Source organism: Cellulosimicrobium cellulans, assembly GCF_006539945.1.
Taxonomy (GTDB): domain Bacteria; phylum Actinomycetota; class Actinomycetes; order Actinomycetales; family Cellulomonadaceae; genus Cellulosimicrobium; species Cellulosimicrobium cellulans.
In genome coordinates, this window is sequence record NZ_BJNZ01000001.1 from 99,112 (window position 1) to 116,787 (window position 17,676).

Genomic DNA, 17,676 nt, shown 5'->3' on the forward strand with positions numbered 1-17,676 from the left:
CAGGGCGGGTCCTCGAGGGTCGGCGCCGACCGCCCGGGCGGCAGCGGCGAGCGGGTAGCAGCGATCGTAGCGCCGCTGCGGTCGCGCGCTCGCGGGACGCCCCGCGGGCGCCTGTCGGCGAGGGCGGTCACCGGGCGGGTGCCGCGGTCACGACGACGTTGTCCGAGTACGAGCGCCGGTCGCGGTCCCACGCGCCCCCGCACGTCACGAGCACCAGGCGGCGCTCGCCCGTGCGGTCGAAGAGCGCGTCGAGCGGGACGTCGGGCTTGGGGACGCTCCGCACGTCCGTCACTGTGTAGGTGTACGAGGCGCCCGTCGCGTCGACGACGTCGACACGGGCCCCTGTCGTGATCTCCGCGAGCCGGGCGAAGGGTCCGACGCCGTCCGGGTCGTCCACGTGGGCGGCGACGAGCGTCGTACCGGCCGGGCTCGCGGGCGCGGGACCGAACCGATACCACGCGGCGACGTCCCCGCTGTCCGGCAGCGCCATCCGTCCCTCGGGGTCGACGCCCGTCGGCTCGACGGGGAGGTCGACGTCGAGGTCCGCGACGACGACGCGCGTCGGCGCGGGCGGCGCGGGGGCGGGCACGTCCTGGGCGGGTCGCACGGGCACGTCCCGGGTGGGCCCGGACGGGCCTGCGGTCCCCGCCGCGTCCCGGTCGGGGGCCGGGACGGGCGGGGTGTCGGCCGTCGGTCCGAGGAGTCCGTCGGCCGGCTCGTCGGCGGACGGCGGGGAACATCCGCCGACGACCGCTGCGGTGACGAGCACCGCCCCCAGGAAGGTCAGGAGCCCGTCCCGCGCACCCCTGGCGGGGTGCGCGGGACCGGGGATCGTGCGCTGCGTCATGCGTCCCGGTCGCTCCGGACGGGGTGCGTGGCCTGCGCGTGCTGCTCACGCCAGGCGCGCGCGAGCATGACGAGCGCCGCGACGAGCAGCAGCCCGAACAGGGACGCGCCGAAGGCGATCGCGACGCCCGTGGCGGTGCTGCTCGGTGCCTCGGCCGCGAGGCCGGAGAGACCGGCGGGCACGCCGGACGGCGACGAGTGGAGCCCCTCGACCGTCTGCGTGGCCAGGGCGAGGTTGCCCGCCTCGAGGCTGCCCCACGCGTAGGCGATCGTGTTGACGCCCTCGGCGACCGTGAGGTCGGCCGGCCCGAGCACCGGGTCCGTCGTGCCGGCGGCGGCGATCGAGGCCGACACCGTGCCGGCCGGGAGGTCGAGCACGGCCTCCTTCGGGTTCTCGAGCCCCGTGACGACCGCGGTGCCGCCCGCGAGCACGTCGACCGCGGGTGCCGCCGCGACGTGACGGACGGTCAGCCGGCCCTGGCCCGCCGCCGTCGGCTCGGTCGAGTTGGTGAAGAGCGTCGCGGTCGGCGTGCCACCCGCGTCGAGGTGCGCGACGGCGGTGTAGCTCGTCCCCGCCTCGAGCTGGAGGTCGACCGGGCCGATGACCGGCGAGCTCGTGTCGGTCGCGTCCGGCGCGGTGATCGCGACGCTGTACGACCCGGCCGGGAGGTCGAGCGGGCCGGCGAGGTCGCCCGGCTGGAAGTCGTCGAGCGTGAGCTCGTCGTTCACCCAGACGTCGACGGGGGTGTCGGGCACGCCGTGCAGGACGGACAGGGACGCGCCGTCGGCGGTGGCGGCGTGCGCGGGGAGCGCGAGGGCTCCCACCCCGGCGAGGGTGGTGACGAGGGTGGCTGCGCCCGCGAGCGCGGCGCTGCGTCGTGCGGTGCGGTGCATGGTGTCCTCCGGTTCTCGGCCCGGTCGGTGCCGGGCGCTCGGGCAGTTGACACCCCCTCTTCCGGCGGGGAGGCGGGTACGGATGCACCGTCGCGCCACGAGTCTCGGCACGAGCTCTCGGGGGGGGCGGAGCGCGCGGCGGACTGGTGTCGGGGCAGGGAACCGTGCCCGTCGGGCAGGTGAACTTCGCGGACGGGGTCTTGAGGCTGCCCGGTCCGCCACGTACCGTGGGCGCGGCGAGGCGGAGCAGCCTCGGCACGACCCCCCAAGGAGAGCTTTCGTGGCCAGACCATCTGCCGCGCGTCTTGACAGCGCTGTCGGACGACGCGGGGCCAGCCCGACGTCCGACCCCCACCCCCGACGCGGCCGCCGCAGCCGGCTCGGCGGAGCCCTCGCCGGGGCTCTCGCCGCCGCGCTCGCCGTCGGCGTCCTGCCGCCCGCCGCCGCGGTCGCGGCACCCGCGGCGCCGACCGCGGAGAGCGACCTCGCGTCGCTCGTCGACGTGTTCGTCGGCACCGAGGGCGACTACGGCAACGACATGCCGGCCGCGCAGGCGCCCAACGGCCTGGCCAAGGTCAACCCGCGCACGACACCGGGGCGCAACAACACCGGGTACGACTACGCGCAGTCCAAGATCTCGGGCTTCACGCACACCAACCTCGACGGGGTGGGGGGCTCCGGCGGCGGCGGTGACATCCTCGTGGTCCCGACGTCCGGGTCGTACACGGCGCGCCCCGGCACGGGCACGTACGCGCACCCGTTCTCGCACGACGACGAGCAGGCGGGCCCGGGCTTCTACTCCGTGGGGCTCGGCAACATCGCGGGCAAGGACGGCGCGATCGCGGCCGCGCCGGGCACGATCGAGGCCGAGGTCGCGGCGACCACGCGCTCGGGCGTGCACCGCTACGCGTTCCCCGAGGGCTCGACGCCGAGCCTCGTCGTCGACCTCGAGACCAACAACACGAGCCGCCGGTCGTCCTCGGTGGACGTCGAGACGCGGGCGGACGGCACCGTGGAGCTGTCCGGGCAGGTCACCGGCTACTTCTACAACGCCGCCTACACGCTGTACTACACCGCGCGCACGCTCCAGCCCGCGACGGTGCAGACGTGGGGCGACGACGACAAGCTCGTCGACGCGACGGCCCAGGACGGCGTCGACACCGGCGCGATCCTCACGTTCGACCCGGCCGACGCGGGGGACGTCGGCCTCCAGGTCACGTTGTCGCCGGTGAGCGTCGAGCAGGCGCGGATCGACCAGCAGGTCGAGCTCGGTGACCTGTCGTTCGACGCGGTCCGCGACCGCACGCGCGCGGAGTGGAACGCGACGCTCGGGCGGGTCGCGATCGACGCCTCGACGGCGACGGACCCGACGGGCGAGCTCCAGAAGCTCTTCTACACGCACCTGTACCGCATGTTCGCGATGCCGATGAACGCGACGAGCACGTCGGGCACGTACCGCGGCGTCGACGGCGCGGTGCACGCCGCGCAGGGCTTCACGTACTACGACTCGTGGGCCACGTGGGACGACTTCCGCAAGTTCTCCGTCATCGCCTACATCGACCCGGCGCTGTACCGCGACATGGTGCAGTCGCTCGTCTACCTGTTCGCGGACGCCGAGGCGACCGGCACGGGCAGCGGCCTCGGCGGGTTCGTGCACTCGGTCCCGACGGTCCGCTGGGAGCGGTCGCCCGTCGTGGTGGCGGACGCGATCGCCAAGGGCTTCGACGGGTTCGACCGTCTCGACGAGGCGTACCCGGCGCTGAAGCGGCTCGCCGGGCAGTACAGTGCGGACGAGCTCCAGCGCGGCTACGTGGCGGGCAACCCCGGCGCGTCGGTCCAGCGCGGCTACGACCAGTACGGCCTCTCCGTGATCGCGGACGAGCTCGGCCTGACGGACGAGGCGCAGACGATGCGCGAGCAGGCGTCGTGGCCGATCGAGAAGCTCACCAAGCCGGGCGCGTGGACCGCGGCCGACGGCACGCAGGTCGGCCTGCTCACGCCGCGCGCCGCCGACGGCTCGTGGCAGACCGCGGACTACGCGAAGTTCGAGGCCGCGAGCCTCTACCAGGGCACGCTCTGGCAGTACCACTGGTACGACGCGTACGACATGGACGCGCTCGTCGAGGCGATGGGCGGCCCCGAGGCTGCGCGGCTCGCGATGCGCCACATGTTCGGCGAGCACGCACCGGACGACGGCAAGGCCATGCTCCACTCGAACGCCAACGAGATCGACCTGCAGGCGCCGTACCTCTTCAACTACACGGGCGAGCCGAGCCTCACGCAGAAGTGGGCGCGCGCGATCTACACGAAGGAGACCTGGAACCGGTACATCGCGACCGGCTCCTCCAGCGCGGTCCCGAGCGGCGGCGGCGAGTTCACGCCGCCCGTGAAGACGAAGGTCTACCAGCTCGACCCGCGCGGCATGCTCCCCACGATGGACAACGACGCCGGCACGATGTCGACGATGTTCGTCGCCGCGGCCGTGGGCCTGTTCCCGGTGACCGCCGGGTCGTCCGAGTTCCAGATCGGGTCGCCGTTCTTCGACTCGACGACCATCACCTACGACGACGGCAGCGCCTTCACGGTGACGGCCGACGGCGTGTCCGAGGACGCGTTCTACGTCCAGTCGGCGACGCTCGACGGCGCGCCGTTCGGCAACACGTGGGTCGACTACGAGACCGTGATCGGGGGCGCGGACCTCGCGTTCCGGATGGGCGAGCAGCCGAGCGACTGGGGCACGGACACCGAGCCCGCGTTCTCGATGAGCACCGCCTCCGACGAGCCCGCCGAGGGGCCGCGCGTCAGCGCCGACCCGACGACCGTGCAGACCGGCGACGGCGGCGCGCTCGACGCGACCGTGACCCTCACGCTCGACGGCGCGCGGTTCGCCGCGTCCGTCGGCACGGACCTCGTCGCGAGCGGGGCGGCGAGCGTCGTCGGGCTGCCCGACGGCGTCACGGCGGCCGTGACGGTCGCGTCACCGACCGCGCTCACCGTCTCCCTGACGGGGACGGCGTCCGCCGACGCGCGCTTCTACGTGCACCTGGGCGACGGTGCGCTCGCCGACGGCGTCGCCGCGTCGTCCCTGCGCGGACAGGGCGTCTCGGTGCTCTCCCCGCTGCGCCTGTCCGTGGCGTCCGCCGAGCGCGACGCGCTCGCCGGGCTCGTCGACGACGCCGTGCTCGTGCGGCACGGCAACTACTCCTCGGTGACGTTCGACCGGTTCTCCACCGCGCTGACCCAGGCGCAGGACGCCCTCGCGGACGAGGCCGCGACGAGCATCGCGCTGCGGTTCGCGGCGGACCGGCTCGGCGCGGCGATCGACGCGCTCGACCTCACGGGCGGCGGCTACCGCACGCTCGAGGCCGAGCAGTCCGAGGCGTGGTCGGGCGGCGAGCTGAAGAACGAGGCGAACAGCTCGTCCGGCAACCTCGGCGGCGTGCGCTCCGGGTCGTGGGTGCAGTACCGCGACATGACCTTCGAGACGGCCGCCGGGGACACCCCGCCGCGCTTCCTCACGGTCCGGTACGACACGAGCTTCGCCCCGACGGACACCCCGAGCACCGTGCGCGTGCACGCAGGAGAGGTCGACGGCCCTGTGGTCGCGACCGTGGACCTGAAGGGCACGAGCGGCTGGGGCAAGTACACCGAGGTGACGGCGGAGCTCGGCGACGTGCAGGCGCTCGTCGACGCGAAGGCCGTCACGTTCGAGCTCCTCGCGCCGTCGGGCCGGAGCTGGGTCGGCAACTTCGACTGGTTCCGGTTCAGCGCCGAGGACCCGGCCGCCCCGGGCCAGCCGGGCGAGTCCCCGACGGTGACGATCGAGGCCGAGGACTGGACCGCGAACTCCGGTCGCGGGCTCAAGAAGGAGTCCTCGACGTGGACGAGCGGGCCGGTGACGAACGTCGGCGGCACCGCGGACGGCGACTGGATCGCCTACGGCGAGGTCGACCTCGGTGAGCTCCCGCTCGGCGAGCTGTCGGTCCACTACGTGCACAACTCGAACCGGTCCGGGAACAACTCGGCGCTTTCCGTGTACCTCGACGCGTTCGACCCGGAGAACCCGGGCGAGCCGTTCGTCACCGTGCCGCTGCCGACGACCGGGTCGAGCTGGACCTCGGACGGGACGGCGACCGTCGTCCTGCCGGAGACGGTGCAGGGGACGCACAAGGTGTTCGTGCGCCTGACGACCGAGGCGTACGCCGACCACCCGTACGTCGCGAACCTCGACAGCCTGACGTTCGCGCCGGGCGGCCCGACGTCGGTCGTCGTCGAGTCCGAGGCCTGGACCTCGAACTCGGGCCGCGGGCTCAAGAACGAGAGCTCGACGTGGACGAGCGGGCCGGTGACGAACGTCGGCGGGACCGCGGACGGCGACTGGCTCGCGTACGGCGAGATCGACCTCGGCTCCGCCGCGCTCGACCAGATCTCCGTGCACTACGTGCACAACGCGAACCGGTCGGGCCGGAACTCGGCGCTGTCGGTCTACCTCGACGCGTTCGACCCGGCGAACCCGGGCGAGCCGTTCGTCACCGTCCCGCTCGCGAACACCGGGTCGAGCTGGACGACGGACGGGACCGCCGTCGTCGACCTGCCGACCACGGTGCGCGGCAAGCACCAGGTGTGGGTGCGCCTGTCCACCGAGGCGTACGCCGACCACCCGTACGTCGCGAACCTCGACAGCATGCGGTTCTTCACCGACGCGTACGACGTCGAGGCACCGTCGACCGACACCGCGGCCCTCGCGGCGGCGGTCGACGACGCCGAGGCGTTCGAGGCGGAGATCGACCGGTACGGCCGGATCGACGCGGGCGTCTTCACGCGGGAGCTCACCGCGTCGCGCGCGCTGCTCGCCGACGCCGGCGCCACCCAGGCGCAGGTCGACGAGCGGGCGCGGCGCCTCGGGCTGGCGACCGACCAGCTCGTGCCGGCCGAGCGTCGTCGTCTCGAGAACCTCGTGACGAGCGCGGAGGCCCTGACCGACGAGGGGTACAGCCCCGAGTCGTGGCAGGCGTTCCGCACGGCGCTCGCCGCGGCGACCGAGACCCGGGACGACGCCGCGGCGTCGGACGAGGCGCTGCGCGACGCGCGCCTCGCGCTCCAGGGCGCGATCGACGCCCTGGAGGAGCCGGCCGACGTCGAGCTCGTCGAGGTCACGCTCAGCCCGCGCTGCCTCGCGGGCAAGCCGTACGTCGCGGTCCGCGCGGTGAACGTCTCCGCCGCCGCGGTGGACGTCGAGCTGGCCTCGGCGCTCGGGGCCAAGAGGTTCGCGGACGTCGCGCCCGGGGCGAACGCCTACCAGTCGTTCGCGGCGCGCGGCGCGACCGGTGACCTCGTGGTCACCGTGACCGCCACCGGCCCGGACGGCGAGCAGACGGTCGAGCAGACGGTCACCGTCCCGACCTGCTGACCCGCACCCGACGTGCCCGCGTCACGGCCTCGCGCCGTGACGCGGGCACGGTCGTCCCTCGGGACGCGCGTGTGCGAGAGAATGCGCGGAGGTCGGCCCCGGTCGAGGGACCGGGACGGGGAGGCGTGCGATGTCGGTCGAGGCGCAGAGACGTCTGGTGACGGTGCTGGCGCGGGAGCTGGCGGCGGCACAGACCGAGCGCTGGGACGAGCTGTCGTACCGGGCGTTCGTCGTGGCCGACCGGACGCAGGAGCACGTGTCGGTCGTCGGCGGATGGCCACCGCCACCCGCGCAGAAGCCGACCTCCCCGGTCTTCCGGGACGCCCTCGACGAGCTGCGGGCCGTCACCGCGACGGCCGGTCTGGGCGCCTGGTTCACGATCTCGCTGACGGTCCGCGCCGACGGCGAGGTCGACGCGTCGTACGACGCCGACACCGAACCCGGCTTCCTGCCGCCGGCCGGCCCCGCCGACTTCGCCCGCGACGTGGAGCGGTTCCCGCGGTCGGTCGAGACGCAGCCGCCCTGGCTGCGCGAGCGGCTCTCGTGGGCGCGGCTGACGCCGGAGCAGAGGTCGCGCGCCGAGGCCGGGGTGGGTGCGCTCCAGCCGTACCCGGCGTTCGGCGGGAGCCGGCCGCTGTTCACCGTGACGGTGTCACCGGAGGACGACGTCGTCGACGTCCTCGGCCACGCGTCCGGCCGGCGGGCACTCGTCGACCGGGACGGCGTCGTCCGGCTCGTCGAGCCCGACCCCTCGATGCGCCCGTTCTGAGCGCGGCTACCGCGCGAGCGCTCGCACCGCGTCGATCGTGTCGGCCTCGGCGGCGGTCTTGTCGTCGCGGTAGCGGAGCACGCGTGCGAACCGGAGCGCGAGGCCGCCGGGGTAGCGGGTCGAGCGCTGGAGGCCGTCGAACGCGATCTCGACGACCTGCTCGGGCCGCACGTGCACGACGTACCCGTCGGCGGACGTCTCCAGCTCGCGGAAGCGCCGGGTCTGCCACTCCAGCATCTCGTCCGTCATCCCCTTGAACGTCTTGCCGAGCATGACGAACCCGCCGTCGGGGTCGCGCGCGCCGAGCCAGATGTTCGACAGCCAGCCGCGCCGGCGGCCCGAGCCCTGCTCGACCGCCAGCACGACGAGGTCGAGCGTGTGCCGAGGCTTGACCTTGACCCAGCCCGCGCCGCGCCGCCCGGCCGCGTAGGGGGTGTCGAGCGACTTCACGACGACGCCCTCCTGCCCCTCGGCCACGGCGCCCTCGAAGAACGCGGTGGCGGCGTCGGCCTCGTCGGTGACGAGGCGCCGCACGGCGTGCGGTCCGGCAGCGTCGGCGAGGAGGTCGTCGAGCACCGCGAGCCGGTCGCGCAGCGGCTCGTCGAGCAGGTCGCGGCCGTCGACGTGCAGCGCGTCGAAGAAGAACGGCGACAGCTCGAGCGACGCCGCGAGCTCGGCCTCCTCGGCGGCACTCCGCTCGCCCTGGGTCGCCGAGCGGGCGGCGGTCTCCTGGAACGGGCGCGGGACGCCGTCGGGCCCGACGACGAGCGCCTCGCCGTCGAGCACGAGCGTCCGTGCGGGCAGGGCCCGCGTCGCGGCGACGATCTCCGGGACGCGCTCGGTGATGTCGTCGAGCGAGCGCGTGAACACGCGCACGTCGTCGCCGTCACGGTGCACCTGGATCCGGATGCCGTCGAGCTTCACGTCCACGGCGACGGCGGTGCCCGGGTGGTCGCCGTCGGCCTCGCCGCCGTCCGTGCCGGGCCCGGCGCCGAGCTTCTCGAGGGCGGCACCGACGTCGGGCGCGGACTGCGCGAGCATCGGCCGCACGGGCCGGCCCACCGTGAGCCGGAACGTCGCGAGGGCGTCGGTCGCGGCCTCGGGGCCTCCGGCCGTCAGCGCGGCGCGCGCGACCGGTCCCGTCGCTCCCGCGAGCATGACCGCGCGACGCACCGCGTCGGCGGGCACCCCGGCGGCCTCGGCGACGGCGTCGACCACGACGGAGTCCAGCGCGCCCTGCCGCAGCTCGCCCGAGACGAGTCCCGCGAGGAGCGACTGCTCGCGCGCCGTCGCGGCGCCGAACAGCGCGGCCGCCTCGGCCTGGCGGGCCGTCGCGGAGCCCGGGCCCGAGAGGTCGGCCATGCGGGCGAACGCGGCGTCGACGGCGGTCAGCGTGAGGCTCGGCTCCTCGGCCGGGGTGGGGAGGTCGCGCAGGGAGCGCCACCCGAGACCCGTGCGGCGTTGGCGCAGCTCGCCTGCGAGATACGCGACGGCGATCTCGACCCCGTCGCGCCCGCCCCCGTCGCCCGGGCCGTCGGTGCCGTCAGCGGTGCCGGCCGGGCCGGCGCCGTCCGCGACGCGGCGCAGCAGGTCCGCGATGGCCGCGCGCTTGGCGAGCCGCGAGCGCGTGGCGGCGACGGCGTCGGACGTGGCGGCGACCTCGGCGAGCAGCATGCTCCATCCTCACGCCGACCACCCACGCCCGCCCGCGCTCCCTTCAGCACCGAACCCGGAACGCCGGGAGCCCTCGCTCCGCCCGGTGTCGAACCCGGGTCTGTGTGGCACGTCGGGTCGCCGATCACGCGCAACCCCGGGTTCGGCGGCAACGCGTAGCCGTGAACCCCGGGCTCGGCGGCGAGGCACGGGCATGTACCCGGCCGGGGCGGCAGCTGGTCAGCGGACGGGTGCCACCACGACGTCGACCGTCCCCACCGACGGCAGGGCACGGCGCAGCGCCGTATCGGCCGCGGCCATGACCTGGTCGGCTGCGGCGACCGGTGTCTCGGGCGGCAGGAGGACGCGCGCCTGGACGGCCAGGCGGTGGCCCGACCAGCGCAGCCGGACGTCGTCCACACCCTCGAGCCCGTCCAGGCCGTCGAGCACGTGGCGCGCCCTGTCCGTGAGGTCGGGGTCGACGCCGTCGAGGAGCCGGCGCCCGACGTCGCGCGCGGTGCCCCACAGGAGCACGAGGATCGCGACGGTGATGAGCAGCCCGACGAGCGGGTCCGCGAGGGGGAGGCCGGCGAGGACACCCAGCGCGCCGAGCACGACCGCGAGGGACGTGAACCCGTCGGTGCGAGCGTGCACGCCGTCCGCCACGAGCGCGGCCGAGCCGATGCGACGCCCCACGCGGATCCGGTACACGGCGACCGCCTCGTTGCCCGCGAACCCGACGATCCCCGCCGCGATCACCCAGCCCAGGTTGTCCACAGGCTGTGGATCCGCGAGGCGCCGCACCGACTCGACGCCGGCCACGACCGCCGAGAGGGCGATCATCGCGACGATGAACAGGCCCGCGAGGTCCTCGGCCCGGCCGTAGCCGTGCGTGTACCGGCGCGTCGCGGCACGACGGCCGAGCACGAACGCGATCCACAGCGGCACGGCCGTGAGCGCGTCGGAGAGGTTGTGGACGGTGTCCGCGAGCAGCGCCACGGACCCGCTGACCGCGACGATGCCGAGCTGCGCGAGCGCCGTCGCGCCCAGCACGACGAGGGACACCTTGACCGCCCGGATTCCCTGGCCGCTCGCGACGAGCTCGTCGTCGATCGAGTCGGCGGCGTCGTGCGAGTGCGGCACGAACACCTCGTGCAGCCAGCCGCGCAGCCCGCTCGGGTGAGGATGGTCGTGGTCGTGGTCGTGGTCGTGGTCGTGGTCGTGGTCGTGGTCGTGGTCGTGGTCGTGGTCGTGGTCGACGGCGGCCGGGCGGGTCGTGCTCATCGGTCCGCCGCGGTGGACGTGGTGGCCTCGGTGGCGGGGGAGGACCCGTCGACCGCGCCGTGCGCGTCGTCGGCGTGGTGCGCGGGGTGGTCGTCCACGGCGTGCTGCGCCTGGAAGACGGCCTGGGTCACGAGCGTGCGCGCGTGCTCGTCGACGAGCGAGTAGAAGACGCGGTTGCCCTCCTGGCGGGCGCGGACGATGCGACCCCAGCGCAGCTTGGCGAGGTGCTGCGAGACCGCCGTCGGCGACTTGCCGACGATCTCCGCGAGCGCGTTGACCGGCAGCTCGGTGTCGCGCAGGGCGAGGACGATCCGGACCCGCGTCGCGTCCGCGAGCAGCGAGAACACCTCCGCCGCGAGCTCGACGTACTGGCTCTCCACCCCGAAGGTGCACCCCTTCGTATCTTCACGCATACGCAGATACTAACGGAGCGTGCGCCGCCACGGCGCCGAACCCGGGGTTGCCCCCCACAGCCGCCCCGCCGTGAGGAGCAACGCCGGGTTCGGCGGCTCGGGTGGCGGGTGGGTCGGGGCTGCGGCCTCGGCGAGGTGGTCCCGTGCTCGGTACAGGGTTTCCTGAATACAGGAGCGCGTGTACTGTCGGCCCCATGGTCGAGACGGTCACGCTCACCCACACCGCGGCGCTCGCGCGGCTGGGGCACGCCCTGTCGGACGAGACGCGCACGCGCGTCTTGCTCGCGCTGCGGGAGGCTCCGGCCTACCCGTCCGACCTCGCCGACGCGCTCGGCGTCTCGCGCCAGGTCATGTCGAACCAGCTCGCGTGCCTGCGCGGCTGCGGTCTCGTCGAGGCGATCCCCGACGGTCGTCGCACCTGGTACCGCCTCGCCGACCCTCACCTGGCCCCGGCCCTCGACGACCTGCTGCGGCTCGTCGTCCAGGTCGACCCCACGTGCTGTGGTCCCGACGGGTGCTCGTGCTCGTGACGCCCGTCTCGCTCGGCCGCACGCCGCCCGGACCCGCTGCCCCGACCGTCGCGCGTCGTGCCGTCCTCGAGCGGAGGGTCCGGTGGGTCGTCGCGGCGACGATCACGTGGAACGTCGTCGAGGCGGTCGTCGCGATCACCGCGGGCCGCGTCGCGTCGTCGGCCGCGCTCGTGGGGTTCGGTCTCGACTCGCTCGTCGAGGTGCTCTCCGCCGCCGCGGTGGCCTGGCAGTTCGCCGCGCCCGACCCGCACTGGCGCGAGCGGACCGCGCTGCGCGTCATCGCCGTCTCGTTCTTCGGTCTCGCCGTCTTCGTCTCCGTGGACGCCGTCCGGTCGCTGCTCGGCGCCGCGGAGCCCGCGCACTCCGCCGTGGGCATCTGGCTCGCCGCGGTGAGCCTTGCCGTCATGCCCTTCCTGTCGTGGTTCGAGCGCCGCACGGGCCGCGAGCTCGGGTCGGCGTCCGCCGTCGCGGACTCCAAGCAGACGCTCCTGTGCACCTACCTGTCGGCGGTGCTGCTCGTCGGCCTCGTGCTCAACGCGACCCTCGGCTGGACGTGGGCCGACCCGCTCGCCGCGCTCGTCATCGCTGCCGTCGCGGTCAAGGAGGGCATCGAGGCCTGGCGTGGCGGCGCGTGCTGCGCGCCCGCCGCGGCGCTCGTCGGCGACGGCGAGGCAGACACCTGCGCCGACGGGTGCTGCGCGCCCCGGGGCGGCGGGCCGCCGTCGCGTCCCTGAGCGTTCGTGGTCGTGCCACGGGCCCTACGATCACGACGTGAACGCCTCGGGAGCACCGGCGCGCCGCCGTGTGCCGTCGTGGCTCGTCGCGGCGGCGGTGGTCGTCGTGCTGCCCGCGACGGGGTTGCTCCCGGCCGCCGACGCGCGCGACCTGCTCGTACGCACCGGGCCGGTGCTGATCTTCCTCCTCGCCATCACCGTGGTCGCGGAGCTGTGCGCGGGCGCGGGCCTGTTCGACGCCGTCGCAGCCCGGGCGGCGCGGCTCGCCCGCGGGCGGCGGTTCGCCCTGTGGGGTCTCGTCGTCGTGCTCGCGACGGCGAGCACGGTCGTGCTCTCCCTCGACACGACGGCGGTGCTCGTCACGCCCGTCGTGCTCGCCCTCGCGCGCCGCACGGGCACGCGGCCCCTGCCGCTCGCGCTCACGGTCCTCGCGCTCGCCAACACGGCGTCCCTGCTCCTGCCCGTCTCGAACCTCACCAACCTGCTCGCGGCGCACCGGTTCGGCACCGGGTACGTCGGGGTGATGTGGGCTCCGGCGCTCGCGGTCCTCGGCGTGACGGTCGTCGTCCTGCTCGCGCTGCACGGTCGTGACCTGCGCGGGCGCTTCACCCTCGCGGGAGCCGGCCCGACGCCGCCCGACCGGGTGCTCCTGCGGGTCACCGGCGCGGTCGTCGCACTGCTCGCGGTCGCGTTCGCGATCGAGCTGCCGGTCGCGCCCGCGGCGCTCGCGGGCGCCGCGGTGCTCGCGCTCGCGACGTGGTGGCGGCGCGTGCGGCCCCTCGTGCCGGTGCGCGAGATGCTGCCGTGGCGGTCGGCGCTCGTCGTCGCGGCGCTGTTCGTGCTCGTCGAGACGTGGCACGCGCACGGTCTCGGCGACCTCCTCGCCGTCGTCGCAGGCACGGGCGACGGGCCGGGCGACCTGGCGCGGCTCGCCGCGACCGGCGTCGTCGCCGCGAACCTGGTGAACAACCTGCCTGCCTTCCTCGCGCTGCTGCCCGCGGCGGGGGAGAGCGTCGACCGGCTCGCGACGCTCCTCGTCGCGGTGAACGCCGGGCCGCTGATCACGCCGTGGGCGTCGCTCGCGACCGTGCTGTGGTGGCAGCAGTACCGCCGCCACGCGTTCGAGCACGGGCCGCCGCCCACGTGGCACGTCGTCCGGCAGGGCCTCGTGCTCGCGCCCCTCGCGGTGGCGGCGGGTGTCGCCGTCGTCGCGCTCGGCTAGGAAAGGGCGGGCTCGTCGCACGGGTTCGTGGTCGGCGTCTCGCCGTCGTGAGCGCGGCGCACGGCGTCACGTCACAGGCGGTCGAACGGGGCGGCATAGGTGAACCGTCCCGCGTACTCCCCGCGCCAGGTGCTCAGTGCGCGTGCCTGGAAGTAGTCGCCCCACGCCGGCTCGGGAGCCTCGATCCCCAAGGAGCTGGCGGGCACGAACCCGAACCGGGAGTAGAGGGCCGGCTCCCCGAGCAGCACCACGACCGGCTCTCCCAGACCGTCCGCCGCACCGAGGAGCGTGTGCATGAGCGCGGAACCGACCCCGCGCTGCTGGTGGTCGCGACGGACGCTGAGCGGCCCGAGCCCGAGCGCCGGCCGGTCCCCGACCCGCCCGCGGGTGGCGACGACGTGCCCGACGACCTGCGGGTCGGGCAGCCCGGTCTCGGCGACGAGCGACAGCTCCGGGATCCACCCGGGGTCCTCGCGCAGCCACCCGACCAAGGTCGCCTCACCGGGTACGCCGTCAGCCTCGACCGGTGGGGCAGCGTGCTCGACCGCGGAGAAGGCGTCTGCGGTGACTGCGCGGATCGCCGGGGCGTCCGGCGGGCGCTCGCGTCTGATCAACATGCCGACACTCTTGAGGGGCACGTGCGGGAGAGCAACGGAAATATCCCGGCCGCGCCGTCGTGCGGACGTGACGGCTGACGAACGATCGGTCGTGCTCACAGGGAGGACGCGAACAGCGCATCCTGACGCGCGAGAGCGGCCGAGGCGGCTCCCGGGGTCGCCGGGAGCAGCGGGAGCCGTACGCGCGGGCTGGCGATCCGGCCCTCGGCTGCGAGGACGGCCTTGATCACGGCGGGGTTGGGCTCGGCGAAGAGGGCACCGGTCAGGGGCACCAGCGCGTCGTGCACGGCGAGCGCCCGCTCCGACGGGCCGTGCCGCCAGGTGCGGACGAGCTCCGCGTACGCGCGGGGGGCGACGTTGGCGCTCGCGAGGATCCCGCCCCGCGCACCGAGCGCGATGAGCGGTCCCGCGTACAGGTCGTCACCGGCCAGCACGGACACGTCCGAGCGGGCGGTGCTGAGGAACGCGACCGTGGTGTCGTCGATCGAGCCGACCGTGTGCTTGAAGCCTGCCACGCCGGGCAGGTCGGCGAGCCGGTGGAGCGTGTCCACCGTCAGCGCGAGCCCCGTCCGGTAGGGGACGTTGTACACGACCAGGGGGACGGGCGCCGCGGCGGCCAGGGCGCGGAAGTGCTCGACGACGCCGGCCTGGGAGGGCCGCGTGTACGCGGGGACCGCGACGAGCGCCGCGTCGGCCTGCGGGTGGAGGTCGGCGAGCAGGTCGACCGACGTGGCGGTGCTGCTCGTCCCCGTACCCACGAGCAGGTGCCGACCTCGCGCCGCGCACACCTCGGCGCAGACCTCGACGACCTGGCGCGCCTCCGCCCGGGTGAGCGTCGCGGGCTCCCCGGTCGTGCCCACGGAGACGACGCCCGCCGCGCCCTCGTCGAGGACGGCCGTGGCGAGCGCGGCGAGCGCGTCGAGGTCGAGCCGGTCGTCGTCGGTGAACGGGGTGACCAGGGGGACGTAGAGGCCGGAGAGCTCCATGACGGCAACTCTCCGGCCGTCACTGACCACCAGTCCAGTTCACGTTCCTCCGCAGTGCCGTAAGTTCTTCTTATGCTCGACGTCCGCAGGCTCCGGCTGCTCCGCGAGCTGTCGCACCGCGGGACGATCGCCGCGGTGGCCGAGGCGCTCACCTACACGCCCTCGGCCGTGTCGCAGCAGCTCTCCGCGCTCGAGCGCGACGCCGGGGTGCCGCTCCTGGAGCGGTCGGGGCGCCGGGTCCGGCTCACGGCGGCCGCGGAGACGCTCGTCGGGCACACCGAGAGGATCCTCGAGATCCTCCGCGAGGCCGACGCCGACCTCGCGACGGCCGCCGCGACGCTCCGCGGGACGCTGCGCATCGGCGTCTTCCCGACGGCCGTGCCGACCCTGCTCACGCCCGCCGTCGTGCGTCTGAGCTCCGACCACCCCGGACTGCGCCTCCTGGTCTCCGAGCTCGACCCCGCCACGGTCCCCGACGCGCTGCGCGGGGACGCGGTCGACGTCGCCCTGGTCCAGGAGTACGACCACGTCCCGCTCACGGTCGGCCCCGGCGTCGAGGCGGAGCCGCTGATGGAGGAGACGGTCCACCTGGCCGCCCTGGGCGCGGGGTCGATCGCCGACCGTCGGGACGCGCCCTGGATCGCCGGCACGCTCGGGACCCTGTGCCACACCCTGACCGTCCGGGCGTGCGAGGCGGCGGGCTACGCACCGGGCATCCGTCACCACGCCGACGACTTCGGCGCCGTCCTCGCCCTGGTCGCGGCGGGGCAGGGCGTCGCCCTCGTGCCGGAACTCGCGGCCGGGGGCGCCCCGGACGGCGTGGTCCTCACGCCCCTGGCGATCCGCCGCAGGACCTCCCTGGCCTACCGCCGCGGGTCCGGGACGCACCCGGAGGTCGCGGCCGCCCGCGAGGCGCTGCACACGGCAGCGGTGGCGGCCGGCCTCGCGCACGCCGCCGGATAGCCGCGGCCGGTCGGTGCGGCGTCACCCCTCGTCGACGGTGCCCGGAGCGGGGACGTCGGTGAACACGTCGCCGGGGTTGCGCAGCAGGCCCAGGTGGGACAGCGGCCAGACCTTGACGAACGCCGTCCCCACGACGTTGCCCGTCGGCACGAACCCGCCGCCGGGCTTGCCCGTGTTGTAGCGCGAGTCACCCGAGTTCTGCCGGTTGTCACCCATGACGAACAGCATGTCCGTGGGCACGGTGGTGTCGAAGGCGAGCTCGCTCGGGTCGGAGCCGGGCTTGATGTACGTCTCGTCGATCGACACCCCGTTGACGCTCACCCGGCCCTCCGCGTCGCAGCACACCACGTGATCACCCGGTGTCCCGACCACCCGCTTGATGAGGTGCTCACCGGTGTCCTGCGGCAGCAGACCGACGAAGGTCAGCGCCGCGCGCACCGCCTCCGACACCGGGCTCTCCTCCTGCGGCACCGGCGGCGGCAACCACCCGCCCGGGTCCTTGAACACCACGACGTCACCCCGGTGCACGTCGAACGCGCCCGGCACGAGCCGGGACACCATCACCCGGTCGCCCTCGACCAGCGTGTCCTCCATCGACGGGCTCGGGATGAAGAACGCCTGCACGAGGAACGTCTTGAGGAGCAGCGAGAGCACCAGCGCGCTGACGACGATGATCGCCGTCTCGCGCAGCAGCGACGGTCGACGAGGGCGATGCCGGGGGAGCGCGGCAGAGGTGTCGTCAGCGACGCCGGACGCTGGCCGGGCGTCGGCCTCGGTGTCCACCGTCGAGTCGGGGAGCGGATCGCGCAGCGTGGCGTCGTCGGGCACGGGCCCACCCTGCCACGTCGGCGCTCGGCGCCAGGCCACCCGGTCCGGGCGGCATGCGGGGGCGCCGTCAGCTCTCGGGGTCGTCCTGGAACATGCGCACCTCCTGCCGGCACCGGCAGGCGACGGCGATCTTGCTGGCCCACCGGAGCGCCTCGTCGCGCGTGGGCACCTCCAGCACGGTGTAACCGCCCTCGAGCCGGGCCGTCTGCGGGTACGTGCCGTCGGTGACGGTGCCGTCCCCGGAGACGAGGACCGGCGGGACGCTCTCGTCGATCCCGCCGCCGAACACCCAGACGCCTGCGGCCTTCGCCTCCTGCACGACCGCGTGCGCCGCGTCCGCGGCCGCCTGGAGCCCGCCGGGACCGAGGTCCATCTCGCCGCTGGGGAACGAGATCAGGTACTTCGCCATCGCACGACTCCTTCGTCTCCGGGGATTCGCCCCATCGTCGCGCGGGTCCCCGCATCACGCCGACCCTTGACGCCCCGGATGTCCGTCTCGTAGCGTCCGTCCTGCACGACGCAAGAAG

Annotated in this window: 15 protein-coding genes; 6 read left to right on the plus strand and 9 right to left on the minus strand. The window is 74.7% G+C overall.

Going from position 1 to position 17,676, the window contains the following annotated elements:
- Positions 1-127: 127 nt before the first annotated feature.
- Both CCE02nite_RS00420 and CCE02nite_RS00425 read right to left on the minus strand, forming a co-directional pair.
- Positions 128-847 (minus strand): class F sortase, encoded by a 720-nt coding sequence (locus CCE02nite_RS00420; protein WP_141387118.1) that lies wholly within the window; start codon positions 845-847, stop codon positions 128-130.
- Positions 844-1,740, minus strand: coding sequence for a DUF4397 domain-containing protein (locus CCE02nite_RS00425; protein WP_141387120.1), 897 nt, complete (start codon positions 1,738-1,740; stop codon positions 844-846). Before CCE02nite_RS00425 ends, CCE02nite_RS00420 begins: the two co-directional genes overlap by 4 nt.
- A gap of 280 nt (positions 1,741-2,020) precedes the next feature.
- On the opposite strand from CCE02nite_RS00425, the gene CCE02nite_RS00430 reads away from it, so the two are divergent.
- A complete protein-coding gene (locus tag CCE02nite_RS00430; protein ID WP_141387123.1) occupies positions 2,021-7,150 on the plus strand; it encodes a glycoside hydrolase domain-containing protein in 5,130 nt (1,709 codons plus the stop codon).
- Between the two features lie 157 nt (positions 7,151-7,307).
- Positions 7,308-7,919, plus strand: a complete 612-nt coding sequence (locus CCE02nite_RS00435; RefSeq protein WP_141387125.1) for a hypothetical protein — start codon at positions 7,308-7,310, stop codon at positions 7,917-7,919.
- A gap of 6 nt (positions 7,920-7,925) precedes the next feature.
- On the opposite strand, the gene CCE02nite_RS00440 is transcribed toward CCE02nite_RS00435, so the two are convergent.
- The 3 genes from CCE02nite_RS00440 to CCE02nite_RS00450 all read right to left on the minus strand — a co-directional run bounded on the left by CCE02nite_RS00440 (position 7,926) and on the right by CCE02nite_RS00450 (position 11,269).
- On the minus strand, positions 7,926-9,593 hold the full coding sequence (locus CCE02nite_RS00440; RefSeq protein ID WP_141387127.1) for an ATP-dependent DNA ligase: 1,668 nt from the start codon (positions 9,591-9,593) through the stop codon (positions 7,926-7,928).
- Between the two features lie 219 nt (positions 9,594-9,812).
- The gene (locus CCE02nite_RS00445) at positions 9,813-10,856 is read right to left on the minus strand and encodes a cation diffusion facilitator family transporter (RefSeq protein ID WP_141387129.1); all 1,044 of its coding nucleotides are present in this window, start codon (positions 10,854-10,856) and stop codon (positions 9,813-9,815) included.
- On the minus strand, positions 10,853-11,269 hold the full coding sequence (locus CCE02nite_RS00450) for an ArsR/SmtB family transcription factor (RefSeq protein ID WP_141387131.1): 417 nt from the start codon (positions 11,267-11,269) through the stop codon (positions 10,853-10,855). Before CCE02nite_RS00450 ends, CCE02nite_RS00445 begins: the two co-directional genes overlap by 4 nt.
- A 194-nt stretch (positions 11,270-11,463) precedes the next feature.
- Between CCE02nite_RS00450 and CCE02nite_RS00455 the strand changes: the two genes are divergently transcribed.
- Genes CCE02nite_RS00455 through CCE02nite_RS00465 form a run of 3 tightly spaced genes read left to right on the plus strand, consistent with a single transcriptional unit; the run spans position 11,464 to position 13,755 of the window.
- Positions 11,464-11,799 (plus strand): ArsR/SmtB family transcription factor, encoded by a 336-nt coding sequence (locus CCE02nite_RS00455; protein ID WP_064314954.1) that lies wholly within the window; start codon positions 11,464-11,466, stop codon positions 11,797-11,799.
- Positions 11,796-12,533: a cation diffusion facilitator family transporter gene (locus tag CCE02nite_RS00460; protein WP_174774873.1), complete on the plus strand. Its 738-nt coding sequence runs from the start codon at positions 11,796-11,798 to the stop codon at positions 12,531-12,533. The genes CCE02nite_RS00455 and CCE02nite_RS00460 overlap by 4 nt, the downstream gene beginning before the upstream one ends.
- A 37-nt stretch (positions 12,534-12,570) precedes the next feature.
- The gene (locus tag CCE02nite_RS00465; protein ID WP_141387133.1) at positions 12,571-13,755 is read left to right on the plus strand and encodes an SLC13 family permease; all 1,185 of its coding nucleotides are present in this window, start codon (positions 12,571-12,573) and stop codon (positions 13,753-13,755) included.
- 71 nt (positions 13,756-13,826) lie between these two features.
- Here the strand turns inward: CCE02nite_RS00465 and CCE02nite_RS00470 are convergent, their stop codons facing one another.
- Together CCE02nite_RS00470 and dapA are read right to left on the minus strand one after the other, a co-directional pair.
- Positions 13,827-14,372, minus strand: a complete 546-nt coding sequence (locus tag CCE02nite_RS00470; protein ID WP_141387135.1) for a GNAT family N-acetyltransferase — start codon at positions 14,370-14,372, stop codon at positions 13,827-13,829.
- 95 nt (positions 14,373-14,467) lie between these two features.
- Positions 14,468-15,358 (minus strand): 4-hydroxy-tetrahydrodipicolinate synthase, encoded by an 891-nt coding sequence (dapA, locus tag CCE02nite_RS00475; protein ID WP_141387137.1) that lies wholly within the window; start codon positions 15,356-15,358, stop codon positions 14,468-14,470.
- A gap of 72 nt (positions 15,359-15,430) precedes the next feature.
- Between dapA and CCE02nite_RS00480 the strand changes: the two genes are divergently transcribed.
- Positions 15,431-16,321, plus strand: coding sequence for a LysR family transcriptional regulator (locus CCE02nite_RS00480; RefSeq protein WP_141387139.1), 891 nt, complete (start codon positions 15,431-15,433; stop codon positions 16,319-16,321).
- Between the two features lie 21 nt (positions 16,322-16,342).
- On the opposite strand, the gene lepB is transcribed toward CCE02nite_RS00480, so the two are convergent.
- Both lepB and CCE02nite_RS00490 read right to left on the minus strand, forming a co-directional pair.
- On the minus strand, positions 16,343-17,149 hold the full coding sequence (gene lepB, locus CCE02nite_RS00485) for a signal peptidase I (protein ID WP_255318546.1): 807 nt from the start codon (positions 17,147-17,149) through the stop codon (positions 16,343-16,345).
- Between the two features lie 67 nt (positions 17,150-17,216).
- On the minus strand, positions 17,217-17,558 hold the full coding sequence (locus CCE02nite_RS00490; RefSeq protein WP_141387141.1) for a YciI family protein: 342 nt from the start codon (positions 17,556-17,558) through the stop codon (positions 17,217-17,219).
- Between the last annotated feature and the right edge of the window lie 118 nt (positions 17,559-17,676).

What these genes read in the sequence shown, in the direction of transcription:
- CCE02nite_RS00420 (WP_141387118.1), bottom strand. Translation starts at nt 847, where the DNA reads ATGACGCAGCGCACGATCCCCGGTCCCGCGCACCCCGCCAGGGGTGCG.
- CCE02nite_RS00425 (WP_141387120.1), bottom strand. Translation starts at nt 1,740, where the DNA reads ATGCACCGCACCGCACGACGCAGCGCCGCGCTCGCGGGCGCAGCCACC.
- CCE02nite_RS00440 (WP_141387127.1), bottom strand. Translation starts at nt 9,593, where the DNA reads ATGCTGCTCGCCGAGGTCGCCGCCACGTCCGACGCCGTCGCCGCCACG.
- CCE02nite_RS00445 (WP_141387129.1), bottom strand. Translation starts at nt 10,856, where the DNA reads ATGAGCACGACCCGCCCGGCCGCCGTCGACCACGACCACGACCACGAC.
- CCE02nite_RS00450 (WP_141387131.1), bottom strand. Translation starts at nt 11,269, where the DNA reads ATGCGTGAAGATACGAAGGGGTGCACCTTCGGGGTGGAGAGCCAGTAC.
- CCE02nite_RS00455 (WP_064314954.1), top strand. Translation starts at nt 11,464, where the DNA reads ATGGTCGAGACGGTCACGCTCACCCACACCGCGGCGCTCGCGCGGCTG.
- CCE02nite_RS00470 (WP_141387135.1), bottom strand. Translation starts at nt 14,372, where the DNA reads ATGTTGATCAGACGCGAGCGCCCGCCGGACGCCCCGGCGATCCGCGCA.
- dapA (WP_141387137.1), bottom strand. Translation starts at nt 15,358, where the DNA reads ATGGAGCTCTCCGGCCTCTACGTCCCCCTGGTCACCCCGTTCACCGAC.
- CCE02nite_RS00480 (WP_141387139.1), top strand. Translation starts at nt 15,431, where the DNA reads ATGCTCGACGTCCGCAGGCTCCGGCTGCTCCGCGAGCTGTCGCACCGC.
- CCE02nite_RS00490 (WP_141387141.1), bottom strand. Translation starts at nt 17,558, where the DNA reads ATGGCGAAGTACCTGATCTCGTTCCCCAGCGGCGAGATGGACCTCGGT.